This window comes from Mycolicibacterium sp. lyk4-40-TYG-92, assembly GCF_030209435.1.
Taxonomy (GTDB): Bacteria; Actinomycetota; Actinomycetes; order Mycobacteriales; family Mycobacteriaceae; genus Mycobacterium.
Window position 1 is genome coordinate 1 of sequence record NZ_JARVRX010000010.1, and the last position, 12,815, is coordinate 12,815.

The 12,815-nt window shown below is 67.5% G+C and carries 11 protein-coding genes and 1 pseudogene; 4 read left to right on the forward strand and 8 right to left on the reverse strand.

The window, feature by feature from the left end:
* Positions 1-506 (forward strand): IS30 family transposase (locus QRN63_RS14790; protein WP_285031484.1); only part of this gene is annotated, 506 nt, incomplete at its 5' end.
* Between the two features lie 121 nt (positions 507-627).
* Here QRN63_RS14790 and nagA read toward each other — a convergent pair.
* From nagA to QRN63_RS14810, 4 genes are all read right to left on the reverse strand, one after another.
* A complete protein-coding gene (nagA, locus tag QRN63_RS14795; protein WP_267318241.1) occupies positions 628-1,791 on the reverse strand; it encodes an N-acetylglucosamine-6-phosphate deacetylase in 1,164 nt (387 codons plus the stop codon).
* A 13-nt stretch (positions 1,792-1,804) separates the two neighbouring features.
* Positions 1,805-3,052: a D-alanyl-D-alanine carboxypeptidase family protein gene (locus tag QRN63_RS14800; protein WP_267318240.1), complete on the reverse strand. Its 1,248-nt coding sequence runs from the start codon at positions 3,050-3,052 to the stop codon at positions 1,805-1,807.
* A gap of 81 nt (positions 3,053-3,133) precedes the next feature.
* On the reverse strand, positions 3,134-4,147 hold the full coding sequence (locus tag QRN63_RS14805; protein ID WP_285031485.1) for an SMP-30/gluconolactonase/LRE family protein: 1,014 nt from the start codon (positions 4,145-4,147) through the stop codon (positions 3,134-3,136).
* Between the two features lie 118 nt (positions 4,148-4,265).
* Complete coding sequence (locus QRN63_RS14810; protein ID WP_285031486.1) at positions 4,266-5,975, reverse strand: APC family permease; 1,710 nt, start codon at positions 5,973-5,975, stop codon at positions 4,266-4,268.
* 81 nt (positions 5,976-6,056) lie between these two features.
* Between QRN63_RS14810 and QRN63_RS14815 the strand changes: the two are divergent.
* Positions 6,057-6,953 (forward strand): annotated as a pseudogene (locus tag QRN63_RS14815) (sigma-70 family RNA polymerase sigma factor); the annotation flags it as partial.
* Positions 6,954-6,967: 14 nt separating this feature from the next.
* On the opposite strand, the gene QRN63_RS14820 reads toward QRN63_RS14815, so the two are convergent.
* Entirely contained in the window at positions 6,968-7,759 is a 792-nt protein-coding gene (locus tag QRN63_RS14820) for a phosphatidylethanolamine N-methyltransferase family domain-containing protein (RefSeq protein WP_285031487.1), read from the reverse strand.
* A 247-nt stretch (positions 7,760-8,006) separates the two neighbouring features.
* Between QRN63_RS14820 and QRN63_RS14825 the strand changes: the two genes are divergently transcribed.
* A complete protein-coding gene (locus QRN63_RS14825) occupies positions 8,007-8,855 on the forward strand; it encodes a PhzF family protein (RefSeq protein ID WP_285031488.1) in 849 nt (282 codons plus the stop codon).
* Positions 8,856-8,941: 86 nt separating this feature from the next.
* Here QRN63_RS14825 and QRN63_RS14830 read toward each other — a convergent pair whose 3' ends face one another.
* Positions 8,942-9,529 (reverse strand): carboxymuconolactone decarboxylase family protein, encoded by a 588-nt coding sequence (locus QRN63_RS14830; protein ID WP_285031489.1) that lies wholly within the window; start codon positions 9,527-9,529, stop codon positions 8,942-8,944.
* A gap of 83 nt (positions 9,530-9,612) precedes the next feature.
* Here QRN63_RS14830 and QRN63_RS14835 point away from each other — a divergent pair, with 83 nt between their 5' ends.
* A complete protein-coding gene (locus QRN63_RS14835; RefSeq protein WP_267318233.1) occupies positions 9,613-10,344 on the forward strand; it encodes a TetR/AcrR family transcriptional regulator in 732 nt (243 codons plus the stop codon).
* Here QRN63_RS14835 and QRN63_RS14840 read toward each other — a convergent pair.
* Positions 10,320-11,750: an FAD-dependent oxidoreductase gene (locus tag QRN63_RS14840; protein WP_285031490.1), complete on the reverse strand. Its 1,431-nt coding sequence runs from the start codon at positions 11,748-11,750 to the stop codon at positions 10,320-10,322. The genes QRN63_RS14835 and QRN63_RS14840 overlap by 25 nt on opposite strands.
* A complete protein-coding gene (locus QRN63_RS14845; protein ID WP_285031491.1) occupies positions 11,750-12,727 on the reverse strand; it encodes an AurF N-oxygenase family protein in 978 nt (325 codons plus the stop codon). The genes QRN63_RS14840 and QRN63_RS14845 overlap by 1 nt, the downstream gene beginning before the upstream one ends.
* Positions 12,728-12,815 lie beyond the last annotated feature (88 nt).

A 12,815-nucleotide genomic window follows, 5' to 3' on the forward strand; every position in this document is an offset into this window, starting at 1 on the left:
GGGCTGTGGCCGGGCATTGGGAAGGTGACCTGATCCTGGGCAGTACCGAATCCGGCTCGGCGATCGGCACCCTGGTGGAGCGGTCCACCAGGTACGTGATGCTGCTGCACCTGCCTGATCATCACACCGCCGAGGCGGTGCAGAACGCGATCGTGGCCAAGATGCCCCGGTTGCCGGCGATGCTGCGCCAAACCTTGACCTGGGATCAGGGCAAGGAAATGGCTAATCACGCCAAGATCACCGAAGCAATCGATCTGGACATCTACTTCTGCGATCCACATTCGCCGTGGCAGCGCGGCACCAACGAAAACACCAACGGTCTTCTGCGCCAATGGTTCCCCAAAGGCACCGACCTATCGATATTCCCCGAGGACTACCTCGACTACGTCGCCGCCAAACTCAACAACCGACCACGCAAAACCCTCGACTGGAAAACACCAGCTCAGTGCCTCGATGAACTACTGTGCAATCCGTTCAGTTCACCCGCTGTTGCACTGGAACCTTGAATCCGCCCGCAGATCCCGCACCGAAACTGCACATTCGACGTAGTGCTTCGGGGCGTATGCATGTTCGGTGCGCGCCGGGATTCGGCCGCTGTACGCCTCTACACAGTGGTCAGATTGGCGCTCAGTGACTGACGCGCGCCGCCCAGGCCCCGCGCCGCACCACCGCGCGCACCTCGAGCTTGCGGTCCAGCACGACGAGGTCGGCAGACGTCCCGGGCGCCAACGCGCCGACATCGTCGAGACCCAGTGTGCGCGCCGGCGTCGTCGCCGTCATCGCCACCGCGTGCCGCAGCGCCGACTCGGAGGCTGCTTCCAAACCCGTTGCCGCCGTACGGAACAACATGTCCATGGTGGCGGTGCCGCCCGCGATGGTGGACCGCTCGCGCAGCCGCGCCACCGAGCCGCTGACCTCGACGTCGAGCCCGCCCAGTTGGTATATCCCGTCGGGCATGCCCGCGGCCGCCATCGCATCGGTGATCAGCGCGACGCGATCCGAGCCCGCGGTGACGGCCACCTGGTGAACGAGTGCGGGGTGGAGATGCACGCCGTCGGCGATGAGCTCCACCGTGACCCGGGAGTCCTCCAGTAGGGCCAGCGCCGGGCCGGGGTCGCGGTGGTGCAGCGGACGCATGCCGTTGAACACATGGGTGCCCACTGTGGCGCCCAGTTGCAGCGCCCGCTTGGTTTCCTCGTAGCTGGCGTCGGTGTGGCCCACGGCCACAATGACTCCCGCGTCGACGAAGCGTTCGATCGCGACATCGGCGCCGGGCAGCTCCGGGGCGATGGTCACCATGCGGATGGCGCCGTCGCCGGCGGCGAGGATGGAATCGATCTCGGCGGGGTCGGGATCCCGCAGCTGCGTCACGTCGTGCGCACCGCAGCGCGCGGAACTGAGCCACGGACCCTCGAGATGGATCCCCGCGACGACTCCGGCGCGCACCGCGTCGGCCAGGTTCTGCACCTGTGTCAGCAGGACATCCGGCGCCGCCGTCACCAGGCTGGCCAGGGTCGTGGTGGTCCCGTGGGCACGATGAAATGCGGCTGCCCGCGCTACCTCGTCGGGATCGCCGGTGCTGTAGGAGAAGCCGCCGCCACCATGCACATGCATGTCCACGAAACCGGGCACCACGACACCGTCCGGGTAGTCGAGATCGACGCCGCGGGGTGGAGCGCCACTGCCGCACGCCACGATGCGGTCACCATCGATCTCCAGCCACCCGGGCCGCGACACAGCGTCGAGCGCTGAGCCTCCCAAAACAACGGTCCCGGCCGAGATGAGCGTCATCGCCCGTCAGTCTCTACCGGTCGGCGTGCTGTGGGCGCCGATTGATCGAACGGGCAGCCATCATCAGCGAGAGCACCACCGCGGCCCCGACCACGCCGACGCCGACGCGGATCGGCACCGCATCGACCGACGGCAGGCCGTCGAAGGCGGGGGCGGCCACGGGATGCTTGGCGTCGGGCTTGCGCTGGGTGAGTGACGGGTCCGGTTCGATCAGGGTGCCGACCTTGGTGCCGGGCGGGGTCGCGAAGCCGTAGTCCAGCAGGCGTGCGGCCTGCTCCCATGGCGCGATCGGAACCCGGGTGCCGTGCAGCAGAATCGCGACCAGACGACGTCCGCCGCGATCGGCGGCGCCGACGAACGTCTGGCCGGCGTCGTCGGTGTAACCGGTCTTGCCGCCGAGCGCGCCCGGGTAGTTGTAGAGCAGCTTGTTGTCGTTCTCCAGCTCGTAGCCTGGGTGGTCGCCGGGCTCGCCGGGCTTGGCCGGGTGGCCGGGGAAGTTGTACTTCTGCGTCGCGACGATCGAGGCGAACGTCGGGTTCTGCCAGGCGTAGCGGTAGAACAGGCCCATGTCGTAGGCCGAGGTACTCATGCCCGGGCCGTCGAGTCCGGACGGGGTGGCCGCCCGGGTGTCGCGGCCGCCCAGCTTGGAGGCCAGGTCGTTGATCTTGCCGATGGCGGTATCCATGCCACCGACCTGCATCGCCAGGGCGTGCGCCGCGTCGTTGCCCGAGTGCATGAGCAGGCCGTGCAGCAGGTCGTTGACGGTGTAGACGCCACCGTCGTCGACGCCGACGCGGGTGCCCTCGGCGGCAGCGTCCTCCGGGGTGCCGGTGACGCGTTTGTTGATGGGCAGTTCACGCAGCGCCTGCGTCGCGATCAGGACCTTGATGATGCTGGCCGGCCGGTGCCGGCCGTGCGGGTCCTTGGCGGCGATGATGTCGCCGTTGTCCAGGTCGGCCAGGATCCAGGCGTCAGCGGAGACGTCGCCGGGCAGTGGCGGCATGTCCGGTGCGGCGACGACGCCGCAGCTGCCCATCAGATCCCCGCCGAGCGGCGTGGCCGGCACGGGGATCGGGGCCGGCGGGTCGCCCGCCTTCGGCACCTCGGACTGGTCGACCGCGGGCGGCGTATTCACCCGGTACGGGCACGGGTCGGCGGCCGGTGGCTCGGGATCGGCATAGGCCAACGCCGGCGCGGCCGCCAGGAAAAACGCTGCTGCCAGGGCCGCAGCGCGTTGTGACGTTGATCGGGTGGTCGCCATGGTGTCGTCAGATTAGGCGACGGACCACCGGATCCCTGGTTGCCGCGCTGTGACAATTGAGGTTGAAGTTACGAATGTGAATTAGCTGACCGAAGCCTGGCGACGCTCGGGGATCGCGCAGTGCGCCAGCGCCGGCACCCCGATGGAGCTCATCCACAGCCGCCCGTCGTGCTCGACGAGTCCGGTCACCTGTCCGAACTGACGGTGCCGCATGCGCACGCCCGCGACCGCGGCGCCGCTGTCGGGGTCGAAGGCGACGACCCACACCTCCAGCGGCATCTGCGGCTGCAGCGCCTCCGGCAACCGCCACACCAGCTGGCGCAGGATCGTCGGCCGCGGGGCCAGCCATTCCGCGGCGGCGTTGATCGGGGTGACGAGCGCGACCCAGATCCGGCCGTCGGCGCCCGTCGAGATGTTGTCGGGCATGCCCGGCAGGTTGACCGCGAGCGGCGTGATGGTCCCGGCCTGCGGTCCGGACAGCCAGTACTTCGACAGCCGGCGTCCCTGCGTCTCGGCGAACACCAGCGCGGTGCCGTCGGCGGTGACGGTGACGCCGTTGGCGAAGTACAAGCCGTCGCGCAGCGTGCTCACCGTGCCGTCGGTCGCCAGCTTGTACAGGCCGCCGTCACCGCGGGCCTCGAGGATCGCCGCGCGGAAATGCTCGTAGTGGAACGAGCTGGTCGACTCGGTGAAATAGATTGTGCCGTCCTCGGTTTCGGTCACGTTCGAACAGAACCGCAGCGGCCGGCCGTCGATATCGGGCACCAGCACCTCAAGTGCGCCGGTGCCGGGGTCCAGGGACATCAGCCCGCGATAGCTGTCGCAGACCAGCAGCCGTCCGTCGCGGGCGACGTGCAGCCCCAGCGGTCGGCCTCCGGTGTCGCCCACGACATCGATGCTGCCGTCCGGGGCGATCCGCACGATCCGTCCGTCGACCAGGCCCGTCCACAACGCGCCGTCGGCGCCGACAACCACGTCCTCCGGGGCATCGCCCGGCATCGGCACGATGGTGAGTTCTGCGGGCGGGAAATCGGGCAGGGCGTCGACCGGCGGTGGGGTCCAGCGCACCGGGTTGATGGGCGGCTTGTTCGACACGTGTAGACGGTAACGCCTGTTACTCGTCGGCAGACGTGAAAACCCCCAATTTCCCATCAAATCAGGGGTTTTCGCGATCTCCGGGTAGCGGTATCGGGCCTGCCTCGTGGGAGAACCGTCAGTCTCGGCGGACTTCCTCGCCGGTGGCCGTATCCACCGCGGTCTCGCCGGGCGGCAGGTTCGACAGGTCGGGCGCGATGACTGTCGGCATGTCACCGGAGTCCGGCAGTCCGAAATGGGGCGGTCCGGAACGAGCGGAGGCCGGCGAATCCAGTACCAGGTCGTGGCGCCGCGGCAGCGTCAGTCCGCGGAAGTACTCCGGGCGTGCGACGCGCCAGGCAAACATCAGCACCACGCCGAGCAGCAGCCCGACGACGCCGACCACACCCACCGCACCGAAACCGAAAATCGTGACGTCGTGGTGGTTTTCGTCCTTCAGCCAGTCCGGCTTGCTGTATTGGATCAGGCCGTAGCCGAACACCACCGACAGCGTGATGCCACCGAGCAGCGGCAACAGGCCACGCATCACGAAGTCACGAATATTGCGGGTCAAGGTCTTTCGGTAGAACCACGCGCAGGCGAAGCCGGTCAGCGCGTAGTAGAACGCGATCATCAAACCGACCGAACCGATCAGTGCTGTCAGCAGATCGGCGCTGATCGCGGTGAACAGGACGTAGCACAGCACCGACGCCAAGCCCATCACGATGGTGGAGGTGGTGGGCGTCAGATACTGGCGGTGAATCTTCGCGAAACTCTGCGGCAGTGCGCGGTATACGCCCATGGACAGGGTGGTGCGCGCGGTCGGCATGATGGTGGTCTGTGTCGAGGCTGCCGCCGAGGTCAGGATCGACGCCGACAGCAGCAGCATCCCGATCTTCCCAATCACGCTGTCGCCGAACAACGATGGCCCGATAGCGGTGAACACGTCCTTGGCGTTCTCCTGGTTGCCCAGCCCGATGCCTTCGGTGCCCACGCCCGCGAACGCGATGGTCGAGACGGTCACCAGTGCATAGGTGGCCAGCAGCAGGAACGTCGAGATGACGGCGGCGCGGCCGGGGGTGCGGCCCGGATCGTCGGACTCCTCGTTGCACGCCACGGCGGTGTCCCAGCCCCAGTAGATGAAGATGGTCGCCAGCACCGCCGGCGCGATCACCGTGCCGAAATCCATTCCGCCAGGCCAGAACCAGGACCAGGACGGCATGATCGAGTAGGCATGCCCGTGGTTCGTGTAGACCTTCACCAGTGCCACGACCGACACCACGATGAGCACGACGACCTCGACCGTCAACAGCACGTACTGCAGCCGCGCCGACACCTCGATGCCGCGGTAGCAGATGTACGTCATCAGGATGATCCAGATGACGCCCGCCACCGTCGACCACAGCGTGCTGTTCGCCAGACCGGCGGCCGAATGCCAGCCCAGGTCACCGACGAACGTGAACGAATACGACCCGGCGATCTGCGCGAGATTGGCCATCACGATGACGTCGGAAGCGATGATGCCCCAGCCGCCCAGCCAGCCGACGACGGGACCGAAGGCGCGGGCCGCCCAGGTGAACGTGGTGCCGCAGTCGGGCTCGGCCTTGTTCAGTTCCTGGTAGGCGACGGCGATGAGGTACATCGGCACGAACGAAATAAGCATGATCGCAGGTGCTTTGACCCCGGCGAGCAGCGTACCGCCGGCGGCGATGACCAGCCCGAGTGTCGCTGCGAGGCTGTATGCCGGTGCGGTGGACGCCAGCCCGACCACCACGCTGGACACCAGACCGAGGGCACCCCGTTTGAGGCCTTTGTCCCGGGCGACGATGTCTGGCGCGGTCGTAGTCATCTGCTCCCTGCTCACTCCTGGCGATTGACCAGAAGATGCTACGGTTCGCCGCCTCGAAGCGACGAGTCGTAGGTTGGTGGGGTGACCACTGCGCAGGACACCGACGAATTCGAGCGGCTGCGCCCGCACCTGCTGTCCGTCGCCTACCGGCTGACCGGTGTGTACGCCGACGCCGAAGACATCGTGCAGGACGCCTGGTTGCGTTGGCACAGTGCGGATGTCGACGCCATCGAAGAGCCCCGCGCCTGGCTGACGACTGTGGTCAGCCGACTCGGCCTGGACCGACTGCGGTCCGCCGCGCACCGCCGCGAGGCGTATTTCGGCGAGTGGCTGCCCGAACCGGTGGTGACGGGATTCGACGCCGCCGACCCGTTGGCCGCGGTGGTCGCGGGGGAGGACGCCCGCTTCGCCGCGATGGTGGTGCTGGAGCGGCTGACACCTGATCAGCGCGTGGCCTTCGTGCTGCACGACGGCTTCGCGGTGCCGTTCTCCGAGATCGCCTCGGTTCTCGGCGTGACGGACGCGAGTGCGCGGCAGCTCGCATCCCGCGCCCGGCGTGCGGTCGCCGAGGCCCCGGCGCCGCCGCCCGACGCCGGCCACAACGAGGTCGTCGGCAAGTTGATGGCCGCGCTCGCCAGTGGGGACATGGCCGCGGTCGTCGAACTGCTGCATCCCGATGCCACGTTCACCGGCGACTCCAATCGGCGGGCACCCACGGCGCCCCGCACCATCGTCGGCGCGGACAAGGTGGCGCGGTTCCTGTTCGGGCTGGCGAGACGTTATGGGCCGCAGTGGCTTTCGACTTCGCAGTTGGCGCTCATCAACGGCGAGCTCGGTGCATACAATCCTGGCCTGCCGGCCGACGGCGAGCATCCCGAGATGCTGCCCCGCGTCACCGCGCTGGCCGTGCGGGACGGCAAGGTCGTCGCGCTGTGGGACATCGCGAACCCGGACAAGTTCACGGCGTCACCGCTGAAGTCTGGCGAGGTTTCTTACAGGACGTACGGAATCAACGCCTTGCGGTCGCTCGGGTACTCGGGAAACTTCTCCTGGTACCAGGTGTGCGTGCCCAGCGCCCGGGGAATCAGGTTGCCCGCGGTGATCAGCAGGATGGCGACGCCGGGCAGCGCCCACGTCAGCAGCGCGAAGCCGGACCAGGCGATGAGCTCGCCCAGGTATGCCGGGCTGGTGACGAACCGGAAGCCGCCACCGAACGGAATCCGGTACTCCGCACCGCCGGGATTGTTCTTGTCGCGCAAGTTCCGCACGATCGATTCGGAGCTCACCAGCAGCGCGAAACCGCACAGGTAGATCGCCAACCCGACCAGGAATCGGGGGTCGGTCAGCCACGCGGTGGTGTACTGCCCGAAGAAGTCGTGGCTGAACAGGGTCCCGTTGAGGTAGCCGTGCATCGACGTGACCAGCATGCCCATCACGATCACCGACACGTTGAAGGTGCCGCGCTTGCCGGGCGCCTGGCGGATGGCCAGTGGGAAGAACCAGCCCCGGTTGGCGTAGTGCAGCAGCCAGATCCCGGCCAGCACCAGCGATGTCGGCTCGAAGCGGTGTGGCCCGGCCAGGTAGCTGATGAGGAACACGACCGTCGCCGGGATCTCCATCAGCCACCAGCCGAGCTTCGGGTTGAGATTCAGGCCGAGCTTCGTCGTCGAGAACCGTCCGTAGGAACTCTGCGCGAAGAAACCGCCGATGATCACGAAGGCGGCGAACGCGAAAGCAGCCGTCAGCACCGTGTCATAGAACGTGTTGCCGGTGTACCAGTGCATGGGCGTTCCTCGCTGAACAGGCGGTTTCAGCGGCCGGGGCCGCTATTTCTGTAACGTGTTCTACCACTTGGATGGGACGTGAAGCCAGCGTCCCGCGCCCCGGGTGAGCCGGCGGAGACGTCAACCCTTGCGCGCGCCTTACCGGCGCTGCGACGACACCCTGACGAACGCGCCTGCCCACGGCACGTCACGCGGGAGTCGTGTGAATACTCAGGCGTCGGACCAATCCCACGGCACACTGGTGGGCGTGACGGAGATTCTGCGATACAGCGCGTTTGCGGCGACCCCTGGCGGCGGTAACCCGGCGGGAGTGGTGCTCGACGCATCCGCACTCACCGCGCAACGCATGCAGGAGATCGCCGCCGAGGTCGGGTATGCGGAGACCGCGTTCATCGTCGACAGTGCGGGTGCTGAGTTCGGGCACTATCGGGTGCGGTACTTCTCGCCGGCGGCCGAGGTGCCGTTCTGCGGTCACGCCACCGTCGCCACGGCGGTCGCACTCACGGAACGACGCGGGCCGGGCACGTTCACCTTCGCGACAGCAGCGGGGGAGGTCGACATGACATCGACAGAGTCCAACGGCGAGGTGATAGTCGCCTTCACCAGCGTGCCACCACAGGTGCGCGACATCGATGCCACCGCACTTGACGCAGTCCTCGAGTTGCTCGGGCTGGTGCCAGGCGACCTGGATCCAGCCCTGCCGGTCCGCGAATCGTTCGCCGGTAACTGGCACCCGATCATCTCGCTCGCCGACCGCGAGGTATTTCACCAATTCCGTTTCGCGCCTGCACCATTGGCCGCCCTGATGGACAAGCACGGCTGGACCGGCACGGTGACGGTGCTGCACCGGACAGCGTCTGACGAGTTCCTCGCTCGGAACCTGTTCCCGGTTGGCCGGATCAACGAGGATCCCGCGACTGGGTCCGCGGCCGCGGCCACAGGTGCGTACCTGCGCGAGGTCCTCGGCTTTGCCGGCGCCCGAACGGTCCGTATCCGGCAGGGGGAGCACGTCGGTCGCCCCAGTCTGCTGACGGTCACGGTGCCCGACACCGGCGGCATCGTGGTATCCGGTGGGGCGGTCTCGATCGCCCACTGAGTCCGATCGCCACCGGCGCTACGGTGACGTGGGCGATGCACGACTTCTGGCCGGGCGACCGCAAAACGTTGCCCGCGAGTCCATGATCACTCGGCCTGGCTCTCCCAAGGCACCCGGCACGCGTCGCCCGAGCTGAAGCCCTGCTCGGTGATCCCGAGCGCCGCGTACATCCGGGAGCGCATGTTCTCCACGCCGATCTGATACGTCAGCTCGATGACCCCGGTATCGCCGAACCGACGCTTGAGATCGTCGACCTGTTCGTCGGTCACGGTGTGCGGATCGGTGGTCATCGCGTCGGCGTAGGCGATGGCGGCGCGTTCGTCGTCGGTGAACAGCGGTGAGGTGGCGTATTCGTCGATGTGCTTGAGCCGCTCGGTGTCCAGGCTCTCCAGTCGCATCAGCATGGTGCCGAAGTCGACGCACCACGAGCACCCCACGGTCCGCGCGGTCCAGAACACGGCGAGGTCTCGGACGGAGTCGGGCAGGGTCTTGGAGCCGCTCTTGAGTAGACCCTCGTGCACGGCATTGGCGACCAGCAGTCGTGGGTGGTGCGCGGCGACGGCGAACGGCTCGGGCACCTCACCGAACTCACGCTTGGCATAGCGGTACATGAGCCGGGTCAGCAGGCCGGCACGTTGTGGGGGCAGGGGCGCGATGCGTGGTGTTGTCGTCATACCGGTTGGACGAGACAGACCAGTGAGGTGTGACAGGGGTGTGGCGGGCGTCACCTGATGGTGCAGCGGCTACCGTGAGACACATGTCTGTGGCCCCGAACTCCGCCTCGGTGAGTGGTTACGAGGCGCGGTGGGAGCAGCACAACGCCGAGCGCCGGTCCCAGATCCTGCTGGCGATGATCGAACTGCTCGAAGAGAGCCCGCCGGGCGCCGACATCTCCGTCGCGGCCATCGCCAAGCGCGCCGGCGTCGCCAAGTCGGTCATCTACCGGCAGACCTCCGGCAAGGAGGAACTCGAGCGGCGGGTGCGGTCGTACCTCATCGACGACTTCGGGTCAGTCCTGGTCGGCAAGCTCGACATCACCGAAGGCTCGCTGCGGGAGATTCTGACCCGCACCATCGAGGCCGTCGCGGACTGGATGATCGACCACCCGCGGCTCAACGAGTTCGCGCGCAGCGGCCCGTCGTTCGAGGGCGATGAGACGCTCGACGCCGTCGGCGAGCTGAAACTGCGCATCATCGAACGCGCCGACGGCATCATCGCCGCCATCCAGTTGGCCATCGGCGTGGAGGACAGCGCGTTCAAACTGGTCCCGCTGGCCATCGTCACCATGGTCGAGGAGACGCTGTTCGCGTGGGTCCGCAGCCCGGCGCCGACGCACACCCGCGACGAGATGATCGCGCACCTGGCCGACTTCACCTGGTACGTCATCGACGGCGCCGCGCGGGCCATCGGATTCGAGGTCAGCCCCGATGAACCGCTCGTCGCCGTGGTCGCCGCGCTGGCCGCTCAGGCAAGCAACCCCGAGTTGTAATCGGCCACCAGGGCGCGCACGGTCTCCTGCGCGCAGGACTTGTTGGTGCCGATGAATCCCGTCGGGCCGCGCTTGATCCAGCCGGTCACGTAGGTCGCGGCGACGCCGTCGACCCGGCCCTTGTCGTTGGGCACGGTGCCGCGCGCGTCGTCGAACGGCAGGTCGGCCACCGGCCGGCCGCGGTAGCCGATCGATGCGAGCACGAGCCCGGCAGTGACGGTGTGCAGGTCGCCGGTCGGCTTGACCTTCGCCGTGCCGTCGGTCGCCGCCACCAGTTCGTTGCGGGCGAATTCGATTTCCAGTCCGCCCGCGGTGCGCGCAATGGCGCTCGGCGACTGCAGGTACTCCAGCACGATCCGGCGGTTGCCCGGCCTCCGCGGGAGGTCGGCGAGGATGCGGGCACGCGGGTCGCTTTTCGGCAGCGACGCCAGATCCTGCGAGGAGACGACGACGTCGACGTCGGGCATCGACGTCAGGCCGACCAGCTCCGGCACCGTGAACGCCGACTGCGCGAGCCCACGTCGCCCGACCACGACGACTTCTTCAATCTGGCTCTCCCGCAAGGCTTTCAGCGCGTGCGGCGCGATGTCGGTGGCGGCCAGCCGGTCGGGATCGGTGGTGAGGATCCGGGCGACGTCGAGCGCGACGTTGCCGTTGCCGACCACGACGGCGCGCGGCTGCGACAGGTCGAAGGTCGCGCCGGCCAAGTCGGGATGGCCGTTGTACCAAGCCACGAACCGGGTCGCCGAGCTGACGCCCGGAAGATCGGCGCCGGGTACGTCGAGTGGACGGTCCGCGGACGCGCCGACCGCGTAGATGACGGCGTCGTGCTCGGCGAGCAACTGCTGGTGCGTGATGTCGGTGCCGATCTCGACGCCGGTCAGCAGCTCGAGCCGCGGGTCGGCGCAGATGGTGTCGAACTGCCGGGACACGCCGCGGGTACGGCGGTGATCGGGTGCGACGCCGAAGCGGGCGAGGCCACCCGACTGGGGGAGCCGCTCGTACATCCGGACGCGCGCAGCCGGGATGGTCAGCACTTCGTCGGCGGCGTACATGGCGGCCGGGCCGGATCCGACGATGGCGACGCGCACGGCCCCGGGAGCCCGCACCTGCAGCGGCGGAACCACCGGCGCCAGCAGCGCGCGGGGCCGGGGCTCCTTGTAGAAATCGGCGTTGAGCTCGAGGAACACCTTTTCCATCGGCTCCAGCGAACCGTCGTGCTTGATGGCGTCGACGGGACAGGCCGTCACGCACGCGCCGCAGTCGACGCACTCCACCGGATCGATGTACAGCATCTCCGCGGTGTGGAAGTCGGGCTCGTCGGGCGTGGGGTGAATGCAGTTGACCGGACAGGCGTAGACGCAGGACGCGTCGCTGCAGCAGGACTGCGTGATGACGTGGGGCATCAGGCGATCAACTGTGCCTCGCGGTTGGGGGCACTGCGGTAGCGCGCCGCTTCACCGGCGATGCCGCAGCGTTTCCACATCCAGCGGCCCACACGGTTCATCAGACCGATCTCCTCGGCGAGCGCGCGGGTCTCGTCGAAGAAGCTCGCCATGATCTTGCGCGACTGCGGGCTGCGCCAGAAGGCCTGCCGCATGACGTCTTCCGGGATGTCGAACTGCTTGCCGAACGATTTCGACGACCCCATGATCTCGTGCGCCAGCCAGCGCAGCGTCAGCGGGAAGGCCACGGTGGCGAAGGCCTTGAAGCGCCACGACCGCTCGGGCATGTGAGTCTTGAGGAATTCGTTGGCCCACGAGATGTGGCGGGCTTCCTCGGCGATGTGGATCTGCATGGTGCGCAGCACTGCCGGCGGCAGGTTGGCGCCGTCGCGGATCATGCCCTTCTGGAAGTGGTCGATGGGCTCTTCGCCGGCGAGGATGCCGGCCATGAACGCCGTCGGCGAGTACTGGCCGACCAGGCCGATGTACGGCGACAGCTTGAAGAACAGCTTCCGCATGCCCGGGACATCGGTCCCGGAGCGGTTGACCAGCTCCTGGAACATCTGGATGTGGTTGCACTCTTCGGTCATCTCGTGGAGCGCGTACCGGAACTCGGGGGAGTTGTTGGGCAGCTTCATGATGAACGCCATCAGCCCGCGGATCAGGATGCTCTCGAATGCCGCGCCCACCTTGACGGTGTTGAGCGTCCGCCAGCGGCCGATCTCGATCTGCCGTTCCAGCGGCTGGCTCTGGTACCACTCGGTGGCACCCAGCGGGTCGATGGTGGGGGACAGCACCCATCGCGGGTCCTGCAGGTCGATCGCCATGTCCGGCGAACCCCAGGCGATGTCGAGGTACGGATCAAACCGGCGTCGCACCGAGCCTTCGGACAACACGTCCAGCAGGTTCTGGTAACCGGGCTCCATTGCCTTAGTCATGTCTCCAATTTACCGGGAACGGGAGTCTCAGTAAATACCTGACGACAAATCTGCGAGTGTTGGGTTGTGTGCGACATTTCGCGCATTT